The 18,194-nt window shown below is 36.1% G+C and carries 22 protein-coding genes; 21 read left to right on the plus strand and 1 reads right to left on the minus strand.

The window, feature by feature from the left end:
• Window positions 1-208 precede the first annotated feature (208 nt).
• The 9 genes from BAMA_RS20145 to rsmI all read left to right on the plus strand — a co-directional run bounded on the left by BAMA_RS20145 (window position 209) and on the right by rsmI (window position 6,773).
• Entirely contained in the window at window positions 209-469 is a 261-nt protein-coding gene (locus tag BAMA_RS20145) for a sigma factor G inhibitor Gin (RefSeq protein WP_415782952.1), read from the plus strand.
• 73 nt (window positions 470-542) lie between these two features.
• A complete protein-coding gene (locus BAMA_RS20150) occupies window positions 543-1,964 on the plus strand; it encodes an aminotransferase class I/II-fold pyridoxal phosphate-dependent enzyme (protein WP_034642849.1) in 1,422 nt (473 codons plus the stop codon).
• Window positions 1,965-1,979: 15 nt separating this feature from the next.
• Complete coding sequence (gene tmk, locus BAMA_RS20155; RefSeq protein WP_034642852.1) at window positions 1,980-2,609, plus strand: dTMP kinase; 630 nt, start codon at window positions 1,980-1,982, stop codon at window positions 2,607-2,609.
• A 31-nt stretch (window positions 2,610-2,640) separates the two neighbouring features.
• Complete coding sequence (holB, locus tag BAMA_RS20160; protein ID WP_034642854.1) at window positions 2,641-3,624, plus strand: DNA polymerase III subunit delta'; 984 nt, start codon at window positions 2,641-2,643, stop codon at window positions 3,622-3,624.
• A gap of 4 nt (window positions 3,625-3,628) precedes the next feature.
• Window positions 3,629-4,456, plus strand: coding sequence for a PSP1 domain-containing protein (locus BAMA_RS20165; RefSeq protein ID WP_034642857.1), 828 nt, complete (start codon window positions 3,629-3,631; stop codon window positions 4,454-4,456).
• A 14-nt stretch (window positions 4,457-4,470) separates the two neighbouring features.
• Window positions 4,471-4,821: a DNA replication initiation control protein YabA gene (gene yabA / locus BAMA_RS20170; protein WP_034642860.1), complete on the plus strand. Its 351-nt coding sequence runs from the start codon at window positions 4,471-4,473 to the stop codon at window positions 4,819-4,821.
• 93 nt (window positions 4,822-4,914) lie between these two features.
• Window positions 4,915-5,658, plus strand: a complete 744-nt coding sequence (locus BAMA_RS20175) for a tRNA1(Val) (adenine(37)-N6)-methyltransferase (RefSeq protein WP_034642863.1) — start codon at window positions 4,915-4,917, stop codon at window positions 5,656-5,658.
• The gene (locus BAMA_RS20180; protein ID WP_034642867.1) at window positions 5,645-5,935 is read left to right on the plus strand and encodes a GIY-YIG nuclease family protein; all 291 of its coding nucleotides are present in this window, start codon (window positions 5,645-5,647) and stop codon (window positions 5,933-5,935) included. The genes BAMA_RS20175 and BAMA_RS20180 overlap by 14 nt, the downstream gene beginning before the upstream one ends.
• Window positions 5,904-6,773: a 16S rRNA (cytidine(1402)-2'-O)-methyltransferase gene (gene rsmI, locus BAMA_RS20185; protein ID WP_034642868.1), complete on the plus strand. Its 870-nt coding sequence runs from the start codon at window positions 5,904-5,906 to the stop codon at window positions 6,771-6,773. The genes BAMA_RS20180 and rsmI overlap by 32 nt, the downstream gene beginning before the upstream one ends.
• 151 nt (window positions 6,774-6,924) lie before the next feature.
• Here the strand turns inward: rsmI and BAMA_RS20190 are convergent, their stop codons facing one another.
• Window positions 6,925-7,209, minus strand: coding sequence for an AbrB/MazE/SpoVT family DNA-binding domain-containing protein (locus BAMA_RS20190; protein ID WP_034642869.1), 285 nt, complete (start codon window positions 7,207-7,209; stop codon window positions 6,925-6,927).
• 320 nt (window positions 7,210-7,529) lie between these two features.
• Between BAMA_RS20190 and metG the strand changes: the two genes are divergently transcribed.
• The 12 genes from metG to spoVG all read left to right on the plus strand — a co-directional run bounded on the left by metG (window position 7,530) and on the right by spoVG (window position 18,083).
• On the plus strand, window positions 7,530-9,548 hold the full coding sequence (gene metG, locus BAMA_RS20195; RefSeq protein WP_265182757.1) for a methionine--tRNA ligase: 2,019 nt from the start codon (window positions 7,530-7,532) through the stop codon (window positions 9,546-9,548).
• 178 nt (window positions 9,549-9,726) lie between these two features.
• Complete coding sequence (locus BAMA_RS20200; protein ID WP_034642873.1) at window positions 9,727-10,494, plus strand: TatD family hydrolase; 768 nt, start codon at window positions 9,727-9,729, stop codon at window positions 10,492-10,494.
• A gap of 109 nt (window positions 10,495-10,603) precedes the next feature.
• Complete coding sequence (locus BAMA_RS20205) at window positions 10,604-11,797, plus strand: G5 and 3D domain-containing protein (RefSeq protein WP_051759039.1); 1,194 nt, start codon at window positions 10,604-10,606, stop codon at window positions 11,795-11,797.
• Window positions 11,798-11,919: 122 nt separating this feature from the next.
• Window positions 11,920-12,477, plus strand: coding sequence for a ribonuclease M5 (rnmV, locus tag BAMA_RS20210; protein WP_034642875.1), 558 nt, complete (start codon window positions 11,920-11,922; stop codon window positions 12,475-12,477).
• The gene (gene rsmA / locus BAMA_RS20215; RefSeq protein WP_034642878.1) at window positions 12,474-13,349 is read left to right on the plus strand and encodes a 16S rRNA (adenine(1518)-N(6)/adenine(1519)-N(6))-dimethyltransferase RsmA; all 876 of its coding nucleotides are present in this window, start codon (window positions 12,474-12,476) and stop codon (window positions 13,347-13,349) included. Before rnmV ends, rsmA begins: the two co-directional genes overlap by 4 nt.
• A 112-nt stretch (window positions 13,350-13,461) precedes the next feature.
• A complete protein-coding gene (gene yabG / locus BAMA_RS20220) occupies window positions 13,462-14,325 on the plus strand; it encodes a sporulation peptidase YabG (protein WP_034642880.1) in 864 nt (287 codons plus the stop codon).
• Window positions 14,326-14,531: 206 nt separating this feature from the next.
• Window positions 14,532-14,807 (plus strand): biofilm formation stimulator Veg, encoded by a 276-nt coding sequence (veg, locus tag BAMA_RS20225; protein WP_034642883.1) that lies wholly within the window; start codon window positions 14,532-14,534, stop codon window positions 14,805-14,807.
• Between the two features lie 90 nt (window positions 14,808-14,897).
• Complete coding sequence (gene sspF / locus BAMA_RS20230) at window positions 14,898-15,077, plus strand: acid-soluble spore protein SspF (RefSeq protein ID WP_415782953.1); 180 nt, start codon at window positions 14,898-14,900, stop codon at window positions 15,075-15,077.
• A gap of 195 nt (window positions 15,078-15,272) precedes the next feature.
• A complete protein-coding gene (ispE, locus tag BAMA_RS20235; protein ID WP_034642888.1) occupies window positions 15,273-16,142 on the plus strand; it encodes a 4-(cytidine 5'-diphospho)-2-C-methyl-D-erythritol kinase in 870 nt (289 codons plus the stop codon).
• Between the two features lie 54 nt (window positions 16,143-16,196).
• The gene (gene purR, locus BAMA_RS20240) at window positions 16,197-17,045 is read left to right on the plus strand and encodes a pur operon repressor (protein ID WP_034642891.1); all 849 of its coding nucleotides are present in this window, start codon (window positions 16,197-16,199) and stop codon (window positions 17,043-17,045) included.
• Window positions 17,046-17,261: 216 nt separating this feature from the next.
• Entirely contained in the window at window positions 17,262-17,636 is a 375-nt protein-coding gene (locus tag BAMA_RS20245) for a RidA family protein (RefSeq protein WP_034642894.1), read from the plus strand.
• 153 nt (window positions 17,637-17,789) lie between these two features.
• On the plus strand, window positions 17,790-18,083 hold the full coding sequence (gene spoVG / locus BAMA_RS20250; RefSeq protein ID WP_034642896.1) for a septation regulator SpoVG: 294 nt from the start codon (window positions 17,790-17,792) through the stop codon (window positions 18,081-18,083).
• The last annotated feature ends 111 nt before the right edge of the window (window positions 18,084-18,194 follow it).

Genomic DNA, 18,194 nt, shown 5'->3' on the forward strand with positions numbered 1-18,194 from the left:
GTCCCTGTGAGAGTAGGACGTCGCCAAGCAAATTAAGACGAGTCAGTATGACTCGTCTTTTTATTTTATACATATATGACAAACACAAAGCCTAAAGAACCTTCATATAGTTAAGGTATATTGAATGTATATATTTTTTTAGATTTGTAAACCCTAATAAAAGTAGTATTCTAGAAAAAATATACTTTAGTTATATAGGAGGGAGGAAATGTTTATTGTGGTTTATCTATATTTATATAATAATGGTCAGATAGATTATAATAAACAGACACATATGAGCGGATATACAAAAGTACAAGAAGAGATATGTATTATTTGTGAGTGTGAACAAAAGAATGGGATTTACCTTTATAGGAGCTTTATATGTGAAGAGTGTGAGCGTGATATGGTGAAAACAGATACAGAAGATCCAAAATATACATTTTATTTGCAGCAATTACGAAAAATTAAACAGCATTTATTACAATAGGCGAGTAGCCTATTATTTTTTTTGGACTAATATCTGTATAATGAATAGAGAATGAAAAGTTAGGAAGATGATAATGAATCAAAAAAAAATGCCAGTATATGAGACACTTATGAAGTTTGCTAATAATAAACCATTATCTTTTCATGTACCCGGACATAAAAATGGTATGTATTTTCCGGAACGTGGAAAAGAATACTTTCGTGATATATTATCAATAGATGTTACAGAGCTTACAGGTCTCGATGATCTACATGATCCGTCTGAATGTATAGCAGAGGCACAGGAATTGCTTTCAAATTTATATGGGGCTCAGAAGAGCTATTTTTTAGTTAATGGTTCAACCGTCGGAAACTTAGCGATGATTTTTACATGTTGTAAAGAAGGGGACATCGTTCTTGTACAAAGAAACTGTCATAAGTCGATTATGAATGGCCTTATATTAACAGGAGCACAGCCTGTGTTTTTAGAGCCTTGGATTGATGAAGAGTTTGGTGTACCTGTTGGGGTTCCACTTGAAGATATAAAAGAGGCAATCAAAGCTCATCCAAATACGAAAGCACTTATATTAACGCACCCCAATTACTACGGTATGGGGGGAGATTTAAAGGAGATAATAGCATTTTCACACAAACATAATATTCCTGTTTTAGTTGATGAAGCGCATGGGGCTCATTTTTGTCTAGGGGATCCGTTCCCATTATCGGCACTTTCTTATGGTGCTGATGTGGTGGTTCATTCTGCTCATAAAACATTACCTGCAATGACGATGGGCTCATATTTACATATTAATAGTCAATTCATTAGCTCTCATAAAATTGAGATGTATTTAAGTATGTTTCAATCTAGTAGTCCATCTTATCCAATTATGGCTTCATTAGATTTAGCACGTTTTGCACTTGTAGAGATTAAGGAGAATGGCTGCAAGGACATAGTAAAATTCCTTAATGATTTTCGTAATGAGCTTCATCGTATTCCTCAAATTAAAGTGTTACAATATAAAGTTCAAGATTTACTAAAAGTTACAATTCAAACGCGCTGTGAGTTATCAGGATATGAATTGCAGCATGTTTTAGAAGAGCAGGGGTTATATGCGGAGATGGCTGATCCATATAATGTCTTACTTGTTATGCCTCTTAAACCAAATCAAAAATATATGACCGCAGTAGATAAGATGAAAAAGGCTTTGCAAAATTACGAAGTGAAAGACAGGAAGCCTGTCATTCGTTATACTTACAAAAGGGACTTTTCACCTGTGCCATTTACATATAAACAACTAGATAGATGTAAAAAAAGCATTATTTCATTAGAGAAAGCGGTTGGACGAGTTTGCGCGGATATGGTTATTCCATATCCACCAGGAATTCCGTTACTTATGTATGGAGAAAAAGTTACAAGCGAACATGTTCAGCGCATATATGAACTGCAAAAGACAGGAGCACGTTTCCAAGGAAGTATACACATACAAGAAAAAAATATTTGCGTATATGATATATAGAAAGAAGGTTTTATGATGAAAGGATTATTTGTCACAATTGAGGGACCAGAAGGCTCAGGAAAGTCTACATTAATTACAAAGTTATTGCCATACTTTGAGGTAAAGGGGCAACGTGTAATGGCAACACGCGAGCCTGGTGGTATTCAAATTTCAGAGGAAATTCGCACCATTTTACATAAAAAAGAGCATACAATGATGGAAGCTCGTACAGAAGCACTATTATATGCTGCAGCAAGAAGACAACATTTAGTAGAGAAGGTAATGCCTGCTTTAGAGAAGGACTATCTTGTTTTATGTGATCGTTTTATTGATAGTTCTCTTGCTTATCAAGGTTATGCAAGAGGTTTAGGAGTAGATAAAGTTTTTGAAATTAATCGCTTTGCCACAGAAGATTGTATGCCATCACTAACAATTTATTTAGATATTAAACCGGAGGCTGGCTTAGCACGTATTACACAAGATGATAATCGAGAAGTGAATCGTTTAGATTTAGAAAGTATTGAATTCCATCATGCTGTTCGCAATGGGTATTTACAGCTTGTAGATCGTTTTAAAGATCGTATTGTTGTTGTAAATGCAGATCAACCAATGGATGTAGTTGCGCAGGAAGTTATTCAGTTGATTGAACAAAAATTGTTACAATAGAAAGAAAGTAAAAATAAGTGAGGTATGTATTATGACGAGGACGTGGGAGCAACTTTCTGCTATACAGCCCATTGTTGTAAAGATGTTAATCAATAGTATTGCAAAAGAGCGTATATCCCATGCTTATTTGTTAGAAGGACCAAAAGGAACGGGGAAATTTGAAACAGCAATGCAGATGGCAAAAAGTTTTCTTTGCTTAGATAGAGCAGGTGTTGAACCATGCCATACTTGTATTAACTGTAGACGTGTTGAGTCAGGGAATCACCCAAACGTACATGTTGTAAAACCGGATGGTCTATCAATAAAAAAACAACAGGTTCAAGATTTACAAGAAGAATTTGCAAAAACAGGTTTGGAAGCAAGTAAGAAAATATATATTATTGAGCACGCTGATCGTATGACTGTAAATGCTGCAAATACTTTATTAAAATTTTTAGAAGAACCGAGTAGTGATACAACCGCTATTTTACTAACAGAACAAAGTCATCAAATTATAAATACAATATTATCAAGATGTCAGATCATTACTTTTCGTTCACTTCCTAAAGATGCTCTCATTAACCGATTGAAGAATGAAGGAATTTCCATCTCTTTATCAACCCTTGCAGCTCAGCTTACGAATAGCTTTGATGAAGCATTATCTTTCTGCAATGATGAATGGTTTGCACAAGCACGAACTTTAGTGATAAAATTGTGTGAGGCACTAGAAAAAGATACATCCTCTATTTTTTTTGTACAAGAAAAATGGATGAAACATTTTGGAGAGAAAGAACAATTACAGCTAGGTTTAGATATGTTACTCCTTATCTATAAGGATTTATTATATGTTCAATTAGGAGAAGACAATCGTCTTGTTTTTCAAGATCAAAAGGAATCATTCGAATCTTTCTCTTATTCTCAAAAGCGCATTGTATCAGCTCTTTTCAATATATTAGAAGCAAAAAACAGAATCAACGCTAATGTAAATGCGCAGCTTGTGTTCGAGCAGTTAGTGTTGCGGTTGCAGGAGGGATGACCGTTTGTATGATGTAGTAGGTGTTCGATTTAAGAAGGCCGGAAAAGTATATTACTTTGATCCAAATCAATTTGATATCTCTGAGAATGAATTTGCAATCGTAGAGACAGTGCGAGGTATCGAATACGGAAAAGTAGTCATTACAAAGAAACAAGTGGACGAAAATGATGTTGTATTACCGCTAAAAAAAGTCATTCGTATCGCAAATGAAAATGATCGGACTATTGTTGAAGAAAATAAGCAGGCGGCAAGAGAAGCATATCAAGTATGTCAGCAAAAAGTGATTGAGCATAATCTTGATATGAAGCTTGTAGACGTTGAATATACATTTGACCGAAATAAAATTATTTTTTATTTTACAGCGGATGGACGCATTGATTTTCGCGAGCTTGTTAAAGATTTAGCCGCAATTTTTAGGACAAGGATTGAATTAAGACAAATTGGAGTTCGCGATGAAGCAAAAATGCTTGGTGGTATTGGACCATGTGGTAGAATGCTTTGTTGTTCGACTTTTTTAGGAGATTTTGAACCCGTATCTATTAAGATGGCGAAGGATCAAAACTTATCGTTAAATCCGGCGAAAATCTCTGGTTTATGCGGCAGATTAATGTGCTGTTTGAAATATGAAAATGATGAGTATGAAGCGGCAAAAGAACAGCTTCCTGACTTAGAGGAGCGAATTCAAACACCACAAGGTCTTGGACGTGTAATCGGATTAAATATTTTAGAAAGATTAATTCAAGTGGAACTAATAGACAAGGAACGGATAGTGGAATATACGTTAGATGAATTGATTAGTGAAGGGGTCGTTTCGAGTCAAACCACAGATTAATGAGGTGGGTGCTTGTGGAGAAAAGAGATATTTTTGCAGCAGTTTCCAGTATGGAAGAGCAAATTGGACATCTATATAAACAGTTGGGAGAGTTAAAGCAGCATCTCGCGGAATTACTTGAAGAAAACCAACATATTAAAATGGAAAATGAAAATTTGCGACGTCGTTTTGAAGAAGCACAGAATAAGCAAAAGCAAAGGTCTCAGAAGAGAAAAGAGGCAAAGCAGAAAACAGATATTGGCGAAGGGTATGATAATTTAGCACGCTTATATCAAGAAGGGTTCCATATTTGTAACTTACATTATGGAAGCGTACGAAAAGAAGGCGACTGCTTATTCTGCCTATCGTTTTTAAATAAAAAATGAGATTACCTTTCCAAAATATTGGGAAGGTAATTTTTTGTACATGGGATTACAATAAGAGTAAGATTTTTATGAGTTTGAGAAAGGAAAAAAGATATGCATTTATATGGAGATGAGCGTTTAGATTACTTATTAGCAGAAGAGAAGATGAAGATTATTCAAAGTCCTTCAGTATTTAATTTTTCACTAGATGCAGTACTACTTGCAAAATTTGCATGGGTACCAATTCAAAAGGGTAACATACTTGATTTATGTACAGGAAATGCAGTAATCCCTTTACTGTTAAGTACACGTACGAAGGGGAATATTACAGGGGTAGAAATACAAGAGCGTATTTATAATATGGGAACAAGAAGTGTGAAATATAATCAATTAGAAGAGAGAATTCAATTGATTCATGGCGATTTAAAGGAGATGCCTGAGAAGATTGGTCGTCATCAATTTGATGTTGTGACATGTAATCCGCCGTATTTTAAAACACCAAAACCATCAGAACAAAATTTAAATGAACATTTAGCGATTGCTCGTCATGAAATTATGTGTACGTTAGAAGATGTTGTGCGTGTCAGCAGTCAGTTAGTAAAGCAAGGTGGAAAGGTAGCGTATGTTCACCGTCCAGAGCGACTACTTGATATTGTGACGCTTATGAGAAAGTATAAAATTGAGCCAAAGCGTATGCAACTTGTATATCCGAAAGCTGGTAAGGAAGCAAATACCCTTTTAATTGAAGGGATTAAAGATGGAAATGCAGGGCTGAAGATCCTATCTCCTCTCTTTGTTTATAAAGAAAATAATGAGTATACAAAGGAAATGCATAAGCTATTATATGGAGAAGAATAATCATTATTTTTACGTTGTCGAATGTACTGATGGTAGCTATTATGCGGGATATACAAACAACTTAGAGAAGCGTATTGAAACACATAATAAAGGAAAAGGGGCGCGTTATACAAGAGCGAGGCGCCCTGTTATATTAAAGTACGTTGAAATGTATGAAGATAAAAGAATAGCTATGCAAGCAGAATATAAATTTAAGCAGTTAAAGCGTAAGCAAAAAGAAGAGTACATACAAAAAGGAGACTATTATGTGGCAGCAAAAAAGCTTTCAGATGAATGAAAGAGGGGCTTTATACTTAATTCCAACACCCATTGGAAACCTAGAAGATATGACATTCCGTGCAATCCGTATGTTAAAAGAAGCGGATATTATTGCGGCGGAAGATACAAGACAAACAAAAAAGCTTTGTAATTACTTTGAGATTGAAACGCCTGTTATGAGTTACCATGAGCACAATAAAGAAGTGAGTGGACGGAAAATTTTAGATTTGTTAGAAGAAGGTAAAACAGTTGCGCTAGTAAGTGATGCTGGTATGCCTTGTATTTCAGATCCTGGCTACGATATTGTGATTGAAGCATTAGCGGAGCAGTATCATGTTATTCCTCTTCCTGGAGCAAACGCGGCTTTAACGGCTTTAATTGCATCGGGACTTGAGACAAAGAATTTTTATTTTTATGGTTTTTTACAACGTAATAAAAAAGAGCGAAAAGCAGAATTGGAGACATTGCGTTATGTACCAAGTACGATAATGTTTTATGAGGCACCACATCGACTAAGCGATACTTTATCATCGATGTTAGAAGTACTAGGTAATAGACAAGTTGTATTATCGAGAGAATTAACAAAGAAATTTGAAGAGTTTATTCGTGGTTCAGTAGAAGAAGCTATACAATGGGCTAAGGAAAATGAAATTCGTGGTGAATTTTGTATTTTAGTAGAAGGCTCAGATGAAGAGCCTGAAACAGAGGCAGCTTGGTGGGAAACTCTTACTGTAGAAGAGCATGTTGAACATTACATAAATGAGAAAAAGATGTCTTCGAAAGATGCGATTAAAATTGTTGCAAAAGAGCGTAATATGTCGAAACGTGATGTGTATCAAGCATACCACGTGGAATAAAGTGAAACTTCACTCAGTGGGAGCCTTACAGCCCGCAAATAGCGGGATAAAATAAAAGCCCATAATCAGCGGAGAAGGCATCTTCGTTGATTATGGGCTTTTATATGATGTTAATGCAGGATAAAAAATAAGCTTCTCTGAATAGAGAAGCTTATTTTGCTGCCTCGATATATTGTTGAAGCTCGTTCATGATTTGCTCTGCGCCTTCTTTGCTTAAGATGATTTTACCTTCAGCTAAAGCTAGGTTATGGTCAGATACTTCACCAGTTACTTGGCAAGTCATGTTTGGCTTATATTTTTTCAAGATGATCTTTTCATCATCCACATAAATTTCAAGAGCATCCTTTTCTGCAATACCTAATGTACGACGTAATTCAATTGGAATTACTACGCGACCTAATTCATCAACTTTACGAACGATACCAGTAGATTTCATAGTCGTTTCTCCTCCTCATATTCTGCAAGTTTACGAGTCTATCTTAATTCGTCATTTTTCGACAAAATACCCTATGGATATATAGTACCAATCATTTACATTTCCGTCAATTCTTAAATTATAATTTTTATAGATTTTCTTATTTAATTATATATACTAAAAAACGACAAATTTAAACAATTTTTTATTAAATTTAAAAAATTTGTAAAATAAGAGGTATATATTGGTATTTAATTAAAATACATTGCATAGATACGAAAGATATATAGCATTGACTCGTTTTTATGTATGAGTTTTTGATATACTGTTTATAAATACATGTGAGGTCATTCGGGAGGTTCAAAACAATGACAGAGGAAAATAAAACCTTTTATATTACAACACCAATTTATTACCCAAGCGGAAAGCTTCATATCGGACATGCATATACGACAGTAGCGGGTGACGCGATGGCGCGCTACAAACGTATGCAAGGATACGATGTTCACTATTTAACAGGTACTGATGAACATGGACAGAAGATCCAAAAGAAGGCAGAAGAATTAAATGTTACACCACAAGCTTATGTAGACAATATCGTTTCAGGAATTAAAGAGCTATGGGACAAGATGGATATTTCATATGATGACTTTATTCGTACAACGGAAGATCGTCATAAAGATGTAGTAGAAAAGATTTTCCAGCAGCTTCTTGAGCAAGGCGATATTTATTTAGATGAGTATGAAGGATGGTACTCTGTACAAGATGAAACATTCTATACAGAGCATCAACTTGTTGACCCAATTATGGAAAATGGAAAAGTAGTTGGCGGAAAGAGCCCAGATAGTGGTCATACTGTAGAACTTGTTCGTGAAGAATCATATTTCTTTAGAATGGGGAAATACGTAGATCGTTTACTACAGTTCTATGAAGAAAACCCACATTTCATTCAGCCAGAGTCTCGTAAAAATGAAATGATTAATAATTTCATTAAACCAGGGTTAGAAGATTTAGCAGTTTCTCGTACTTCTTTTGACTGGGGAGTTCGTGTTCCAGGTAATCCAAAGCATGTTATTTATGTATGGATTGATGCTTTATCTAACTATATTACAGCATTAGGATATGGAACAGCTAATGAAGAGAAGTATAAAAAATATTGGCCAGCAAATGTTCATTTAGTAGGAAAAGAAATTGTTCGTTTCCATACAATTTATTGGCCAATTATGTTAATGGCTCTTGATTTACCACTTCCGAAAAAAGTATTTGCACACGGCTGGATTTTAATGAAAGACGGCAAGATGAGTAAATCAAAAGGAAACGTTGTGGATCCTGTTACATTAATTGATCGTTATGGCTTAGATGCACTTCGTTATTATTTACTTCGTGAAGTACCATTTGGTTCAGATGGTGTCTTCACACCAGAAGGCTTTGTAGAACGTATTAACTTTGATCTTGCAAACGACTTAGGGAACTTATTAAACCGTACAGTTGCAATGATTAATAAATACTTCGATGGAGAAATTCCAGCTTATAAAGGAAATGTAACGGAGTTTGATGAGACGTTAGTAGCATTTGCAAAAGAAACAATGCAAAAAGTAGAAGAAGCAATGGAAAATATGGAGTTTTCAGTTGCATTAAGTACAATTTGGCAGTTAATCAGCCGTACAAATAAATATGTTGATGAAACGCAACCATGGGTGTTAGCAAAAGATGAGAGCGATCGTGAAAAGTTAGCATCTGTTATGGCTCACCTTGCAGAAATGCTTCGCCAAGCAGCAGTTATGTTACAACCATTCTTAACAGAAACACCAAGTAAAATGTTTGAACAATTAGGTGTTACTTCTGAAAAATGTAAAACATGGGAGAGCCTTTCTACAATTGGATGTATTCCAGCAGAAACAAAAGTTTCTAAAGGGCAACCGCTATTCCCTCGTTTAGAAGTAGAAGTAGAAGTGGAGTATATTAAAGAACAAATGAAAGGTTCTGCGCCAAAGGTAGAAGAAAAGAAGGAAGAAAAGAAAGACGAGCCACAAGCAGAAGAAATTACAATTGATGATTTCTTTAAAGTTGAATTACGTGTAGCTGAAGTGTTAGCAGCAGAGCCTGTAAAAAAAGCAGATAAGCTGTTAAAGATTCAGCTAGACTTAGGAACAGAAAAGCGTCAAGTTGTTTCTGGGATTGCGAAGTTCTATTCTCCAGAAGAGCTAAAAGGAAAAAAAGTAATTTGCGTTACAAACTTAAAACCAGTGAAATTACGCGGTGAATTATCACAAGGTATGATTTTAGCAGGTGAAGAGAATGGAAAATTATCGCTAGCTACAGTCGACCAAAACTTACCAAACGGTACAAAAATTAAGTAATTATGACAAAATGGGAGATGTTTCACGTGTAACATTCGTGGAACATCTTTTTTCTTGTCGAAAATCTTTCTAAAATTCCCTTTTTTGTATCAAAATTGTAATATTGTTGTTATTCCGCTGTTAGGAAAGTAATTTTTTCCTATGATAGACTTTAATTCAAAGAAAAGGTGATACTGTTATGTTATTTGATACACACTCGCATTTAAATGCAGACCAATTTGCAGAAGATTTACAAGAAGTAATTGCAAGAATGAAAGAAGCTGGCGTTTCTTACACGGTTGTTGTTGGTTTTGATGAGATAACGATTAAGAGGGCGATGGAGTTAGCTGAAACGTATGATTTCATTTATGCAGCTGTTGGTTGGCATCCTGTTGATGCAATCGATATGACAGAAGACCATTTAAAATGGTTGGAAGAATTAGCAGCTCATCCGAAAGTTGTTGCACTTGGTGAAATGGGATTAGATTATTACTGGGATAAGTCACCGAAAGAAGTACAACAAGAAGTATTTCGTAAGCAAATTCAGTTAGCGAAGAAAGTAAAGTTACCAATCATTATACATAACCGTGATGCAACGCAAGATATCGTCACAATTTTAGAAGAAGAAAATGCAGCAGAAGTAGGCGGCATTATGCACTGCTTTAGCGGTAGTGTGGAAGTCGCAAAACAATGCATTGAGATGAACTTTCTCATTTCACTCGGTGGGCCAGTAACATTTAAAAATGCGAAAAAACCGAAAGAAGTAGCAATGGAAATTCCGATGGAGAAATTACTAATTGAAACGGACTGTCCATACTTAACACCACACCCGTTTCGCGGAAAGCGTAATGAACCAAGCTACGTCAAACTTGTAGCCGAAGAAATTGCAAATTTAAAAGAGCTTTCATATGAAGAAGTCGCTACAAAAACAACAGAAAATGCAAAGAAATTATTTGGTATTCAATAAGGAGAAGGGGTAACACCCTTTTCCTTTCTCCTAATCTTTATCTTAGATGATTCACGCTACTAGAACCGGTAGGAGGACATAGAGATGAAAAATAAGGGGGCATTTTATTGTGATTGTAAATGCGAAAGACTTGTTATCAAAGATGAAAGTAAGTAAAAAACTAGCCTTACAAGTTACGAGTGTGTTAATCATTTCAGGGTCAATCGGAACAGCAGCTTACGCGGCAACAACGGATAAGGTCATCTTAGAAATTGACGGAAAGAAACAAGAAGTTTATACATATGCAGGTAATGTTAAAGAGTTATTGCAAAGTGAGAACATAAAAATAGGGGAAGAAGATGTTGTAGCCCCTAATCTTTCTACAAAAGTTAAAGGTGAAATGAAAATAGTTGTTGAAAAGGCAAAGCCGTTTACAATTACTATTGATGGAGAAGAACGAGCGGTACAATCTACAGTAAAAACAGTACAGGATTTATTAACAGAAGAAGGAATTGAAGTAGGAGAGCATGATAAAGTGTATCCAAGCTTACATGCGCAGTTACAAGAAGAGCAAGATATTGTCATTCAAAGAGCGTTTCCTGTTATGTTACATGTCGGCGGGCAAGAAGAGCAAGCGTGGTCAATTTCGACTACTGTCGCTGACTTTTTGAAAGAACGTCAAGTTGTAATAGGAGAACTTGATCGAGTAGAACCAGCTTTACATGAAGAAATACAAAAAGATACGGTAGTAAAAGTAGTTCGAGTAGAAAAAGTCATCGATGTAGTTGAAGCACCTATTTCGTTTTCGAGTGTAAATAAAGAAGATCCTTCACTTTTTGTTGGTACAAAAAAAGTGATCCAAGAAGGGGTACAAGGAAAGAAGAAGACAACTTTTGAGGTTGTGAAAGAAAACGGGAATGAGGTTTCTAGAACGGTTCAGAAAGAAGAAACGCTGCTTCAACCGAAAGAACAGGTTATTGCAATTGGTACAAAACAAGCAGAAGTTGCTACAGATAGTGGAAGTGCAGGTGTGGCGAGAGAATTCTATGTAGAAGCAACTGCATATTCACCATACTGCGGAGGATGCCAAGGAGTAAGTGCTGGTGGTTATAACTATAAGGCAAATCCAAATATGAAACTCATTGCTGTAGATCCACGGGTCATTCCACTAGGTACGAAAGTATGGGTAGAAGGTTATGGATACGCGGTAGCAGGTGACACAGGAGGCGCAATTAAAGGGAATCGTATTGATGTTCTTATGCCTTCAGAGAAGCAAGCGTATGCTTGGGGAAGAAAACGTGTAAAAATTCAAGTGTTACAATAATATTTTAAGCAGAGGATTTTTTCTCCTCTGCTTTTTAAATTGTCTGTAAAGGAAAATAATAATGGAAAAGTAATCATTTTTTTGTTTTACTAAGTAGAGATGAATTGAGTGTGGAGGCAACGATGAAAATTAAAGAGATAATCGTAGTAGAAGGTAAAGATGATACCGTTGCAATAAAACGTGCGTTAGATGCTGACACAATTGAGACAAATGGTTCGGCAATTGGCGACCATGTCATTGAACAAGTAAAGTTAGCACAGAAAACAAGAGGCGTAATTATTTTTACAGATCCAGATTATCCAGGTGAGCGTATTCGGAAGATTATTTCTGAAAAAGTTCCAGGATGTAAACATGCTTTTTTACCTAAAGAAGAAGCGTTAGGAAAGCATAATAAAGGGATAGGGATTGAACATGCATCAAATGAATCCATTCGACGTGCTTTAGCAGAACTTCACGAAGAGATGGAGGCATATACGAGTGAAATTACTTGGGCAGATTTAGTGGATGCAGGTCTTGTTGGCGGAGAAAAAGCAAAGAGTCGCAGAGAACGAATGGGTAAGCTATTAAAGATCGGATATACAAACGCAAAGCAATTACATAAACGTTTGCACATGTTTCAAATATCAAAGGAAACTTTTGCTGAAGCATTTAAGCAAGTGTTACAGGAGGAAGAAAAATGAAAGATATCGCAACGCCAAATCGAACGAAAGACATCGTAGAGAAGTATGGATTCTTTTTTAAAAAAAGTTTTGGTCAAAACTTCTTAATTGATACGAATGTGTTAAACAGAATTGTAGACCATGCAGAAATTGATGAAAAGAGCGGAGCAATTGAAATTGGGCCAGGGATTGGTGCATTAACGGAGCAACTAGCAAAACGTGCTAAGAAAGTAGTGGCGTTTGAAATTGATCAACGTCTTTTACCCATTTTAGATGAAACATTAGCAGATTATGATAACGTAACGATTATTAATAAAGATATTTTAAAAGCAGATGTGCATGGAGTGTTTCAGGAGCAATTTGAAGAAAATCAAGATGTCATGGTAGTTGCGAACTTGCCGTATTATATAACAACACCAATTTTATTTAAACTGTTAGAAGAAAAATTACCAGTACGTGGTTTTGTTGTGATGATGCAAAAAGAAGTAGCAGAGCGTTTAGCTGCGAAACCTGGAACGAAAGATTATGGTTCCCTATCAATTGCAATCCAGTACTATACAGAACCAGAAATGGCAATGACGGTGCCACGTACGGTATTTGTACCGCAGCCAAATGTGGATTCAGCAGTTATTCGTTTAATGAAGCGTCCAAAACCACTTGTAGAAGTACAAGATGAGGCGTTCTTCTTTGAAGTTGTTAGAGCGAGTTTTGCGCAGCGCCGAAAAACATTAATGAATAATTTATCTAACAATCTAAACGGGTTTCCAAAGAATAAAGCATTGTTAGAGCGTGTATTAGAAGAGGTGGAAATTGATCCGAAGCGCCGCGGTGAAACGTTATCAATTGAAGAATTTGCAAAGTTAAGTAATGCTTTATTTGTTCATAAAATATAAAAAGGTAGCTCATCTTGAGCTACCTTTTTTGTCACCTTTTTTCCTGTCCATTCATAGGCTGAAACAGAACATAGTCAGTTTAGATGATCGATAGGAGTTTGGAGGTATAAGAATGGCCGTACACGTTGGAGATTTAGTGGAGCGAAAATCATATGGACGCGATCTTCTTTTTCGGGTAACAGAGATAAGGGGAGAAGAGGCGATTTTGTTTGGGGAAGAAGTTCGTCTAATTGCAGATGCACCGATCGAAGATTTAGTAGTCATTGACCAAAGAGAGTATAAAAGAAGAGTAAAAGATGAAAAAGCAACAATAGAAAGGACATATCGTTTATTTCAACAAGACTATGTATTAATGAAACAACGCCATGAATATAATTCAACAAGTGGATATACAAGTGAAGTGAACTACTTTCAAATGCCTGGAAAAGTGCTGCATTTAGATGGGGACCCACTTTACTTAAGAAAATGCTTAGATTTATATGAAAAGATAGGTATACCCGTGCAAGGTGTTCACTGTAAAGAAACAGAAATGCATGAAAAGGTGTTGTATTTTGTTGACCAATATCGTCCGGATATTTTAGTGATTACAGGGCATGATGCTTATACAAAATCAAAAGGGACAATAGGAGATTTGACGGCTTATCGCCATTCTAAGCATTTTGTACAGGCTGTGCGTGAGGTGCGAAAGAAATATCCTTCTTTAGATCAACTTGTTATTTTTGCAGGAGCATGCCAGTCCCACTTTGAAGCTTTAATTCGAGCAGGAGCTAATTTTGCTAGTTCTCCATCACGTATTAATATTCATGCCCTTGATCCTGTATATGTTGTTGGAAAAGTTAGTTTCACATCTTTTATGGAAAGAGTAAATGTGTGGGATGTTGTAAGAAATACGATTACAGGTGAAAAAGGGCTTGGTGGAGTGGAAACGAAAGGTCTTTTACGAACAGGATTGCCTTTTCAAGATCATGAAGAATAAGCAAGGTAGCCGGTACGGTTACCTTGCTTTTTTACGTGAGCTTAGAAGAGATTGGATAAAAAAATAGAAGAACGTACAGAATATATAGTGAAACTTTTATCAATATAATGTTTAGCTAAAGTTTACTTATTGCGTACAATACATGTTTTTCATAACGCTTTATATTGTATGCTTTCAATCTCAATTACAGCGAGGTGTAGCACAATATGTCAAAACGTTTAGATGAAATTAAAAGTGAGCTGGATCATTATCTTGGAAGAAGATTAATGTTAAAAGCGAATAGTGGAAGAAGAAAGACAATTGAGCGATCAGGTGTTTTAGCGGAAACATATCGATCTGTTTTTGTTGTACAGCTTGATCAACAAGAAGATATTGAACAACGTGTATCCTATAGTTATGCAGATGTATTAACAGAAACAGTAGAGCTTACATTTTATGATGAACCAGGCGATGATTTAATGTTAGGAGAACAATCCGTTTAAAAGACGTGATTACATAATATTTCTAGAAGTGAAGAGAGGTATTTTGCTACATACTAAATATACCGCAGCTTATCGTAAGGAGGGCTTGCTTTGAGTAGACGAAGAGGTGTCATGTCGAATCGCTTTAAAGAAGAGCTTGCAAAAGAGCTTGGATTTTATGATGTTGTACAAAAAGAAGGATGGGGCGGAATTCGTGCGAAAGATGCGGGGAATATGGTGAAACGTGCCATCGAAATTGCACAGCAACAATTGATGAAGCAAAACCAGTAATAGTAAGATACTTCTATGCTGCGGTAGCCGAGGGACATTTCCTCGGCTTTTTGTGCACCAAAAAAATTCTTCATTTTGTATAAGTAGTTTCATTCTTGATGCTTTTCGTTATAATTAGGGAAGTGACGTCGTTCTACTATGATTTTATGGTAAAATAAACGATAAAAGATTGAGTACATAGAGTAGGTGAATAGAGTGAAGCTACTAGTGAAAGCACCAGCAAAAATAAATCTGTCGTTAGATGTACTAGGGAAAAGGACAGACGGTTATCATGAAGTGAAAATGATTATGACAACAATTGACCTAGCAGATCGCTTAGAACTGACAGAGTTATCAGAAGACCGGATTGAAATTGTATCCCATAATCGGTACGTTCCAGACGACCAAAGGAATTTAGCTTATCAAGCAGCGAAATTGTTAAAAGATCGTTTCCAAGTGAAGAAAGGTGTCTCTATTGCAATTGAAAAAACGATACCAGTTGCAGCAGGTTTGGCGGGTGGAAGTAGTGACGCAGCTGCAACATTGCGCGGTTTAAATAAACTTTGGAATCTTGGTTTAACAATAGATGAGCTTGCAAAGTTAGGTGCAGAGATTGGATCAGATGTATCATTTTGTGTGTATGGCGGAACGGCTATTGCAACGGGAAGAGGAGAACTGATTGAACATATTCCTACTCCACCGCCGTGCTGGATTATTTTAGCGAAGCCACATATAGGCGTTTCGACGGCAGACGTATATGGGAATTTAAAGGTGAAAAATGTTACACACCCTGATGTTGAGCGTATGGTTCAGGCGATTCGCGAAGGCAGTTATGAAGGTATTTGTAATGCAGTTGGTAATGTATTAGAAGAAGTAACATTTGCTATGCATCCAGAGGTAGCCCGCATTAAAGGACAAATGAAACGATTTGGAGCAGATGCAGTACTAATGAGTGGAAGTGGTCCAACTGTATTTGGGATTGTTCGTCATGATTCACGTATGCAGCGCATTTATAATGGATTAAAAGGTTTTTGTGAGCAAGTATATGCAGTTCGTTTATTAGGAGAACGAGAGGGTCTTGAATAAAGGCGTATGATACGTTATGATTTGTTTAGAATATTCGTGATTTGAGGTGAGTACGTGAAAATTAGACGAAGTACAAGATTAGTCGATATGACATATTATTTATTACAAAATCCTCGTCAATTAGTTTCTCTCACTTTTTTTGCTGAACGGTATCAATCTGCTAAATCCTCTATTAGTGAAGATTTAGTTATTATTAAACAAACGTTTGAACAACAAGGGGTCGGCACATTACAGACGGTACCAGGTGCAGCAGGAGGAGTGAAATATATCCCATATATAAGCGAAGAAGAAGCAGATGGAATTATTCGTGAGCTATGTAGCTTATTTGAAAGTCCAGATCGCATTCTTCCAGGTGGTTATTTATATATGACGGATTTGTTAAGTAATCCCCGTTATATTAACAGTGCGGGTCGTTTATTTGCTTCTGTATTTGCAAGGCAGCCTGTTGATGCGGTAATGACTGTAGCAACAAAGGGAATTCCGCTAGCTTATGCAGTAGCCAATTATTTAGACGTTCCAGTTGTAATTGCAAGAAAAGACAATAAGGTAACAGAAGGTCCAACAGTTAGTATCAACTACGTATCAGGTTCTTCAAAACGTATCCAAACAATGACGTTAGCAAAGCGAAGTTTACCAGAGGGAGCGAATGTATTAATTATCGATGACTTCATGAAAGCTGGTGGAACGGTTCAAGGTATGATTAGCATGCTAGAAGAGTTTAATGCAAATGTTGTTGGCATCGGTGTTCTTGTTGAGTCAAATGATATTGAGGAAAGACTGGTTGATCAGTTTGTTTCTTTAATTCGCTTATCAGAAGTGAATGTAAAAGAGAAAAAAATTGGAGTAGAACGAGGAAATTACTCATTGATTCCATTTGATCAAAGTATTGCAGAAGTAGAATGAAAAAGATAAAGCAGATGCTTTATCTTTTTTTGTAGAGTAAAATGGATATACAACAGATCTCTTTTTAGAGAAATAGCTATGGATAACATCGTTTCATTTTATCTTGTTTGAAAAAGATAGAGGAAGAAAGATTCTAACGGACGGTAAGTCTTCTACAAAAAGAAAGAAGATTTACCGCCCGTTAGAAGGGATAAAAAAGATAAAAGGGTGAGAAATATGAAAGTAGTACAAACAAATGCAGCACCACAAGCAATTGGACCATATTCACAAGGGATTATCGTAAATAATATGTTTTACAGTTCTGGACAAATCCCATTAACTCCAAGCGGTGAGCTAGTAACAGGAGATGTAACAGAACAAACGGAACAAGTATTCCAAAATTTGAAAGCGGTATTAGAAGAAGCTGGAGCTTCATTTGACACTGTAGTAAAAGCGACAGTGTTTTTAAAAGACTTAAATGATTTTGATGCAGTAAACGCAGTATACGGTACATATTTCGCAGAGCATAAACCAGCGCGTTCTTGTGTACAAGTTGCGAAATTACCAAAAGATGTAGCGGTTGAAATCGAAGTTATTGCTCTTGTGAAATAACCTTTTTTAAAAGCGATATAACTTTTGGATCTCTATATTAAATTAAAGTAAAAAATATTTTAAAAATATTTTAAAAATTAGAGGGAAAATAGAAAATTTGTAGAATTTATACAAATATATCGCTTATTTAGAAAAGGGTGGGGTGAACACAAGATGGAAGTGACTGACGTAAGATTACGCCGCGTAAACACAGACGGCCGCATGAGAGCGATTGCCTCTATCACATTGGATCATGAGTTTGTTGTTCATGATATTCGTGTTATTGATGGTAATAATGGATTATTTGTAGCAATGCCAAGCAAACGTACTCCGGATGGAGAGTTCCGTGACATTGCACATCCAATTAATTCAGGTACTCGTTCTAAAATTCAAGATGCGGTTTTAACTGAGTATCACCGTTTAGGCGAGTTAGAAGAAGTTGAGTTTGAAGAAGCTGGAGCTTCGTAAAATTCGAATAAAAGCGCTCTCACATTAGGGCATTATAATTTTAGTACAAACTCCTGTAAACACTTACAGGAGTTTGTTTTTGTGATGATGAATTATTGGAATGATGCGTTT

The sequence above is a fragment of the Bacillus manliponensis genome, from assembly GCF_000712595.1.
Classification (GTDB): Bacteria; Bacillota; Bacilli; order Bacillales; family Bacillaceae_G; genus Bacillus_A; species Bacillus_A manliponensis.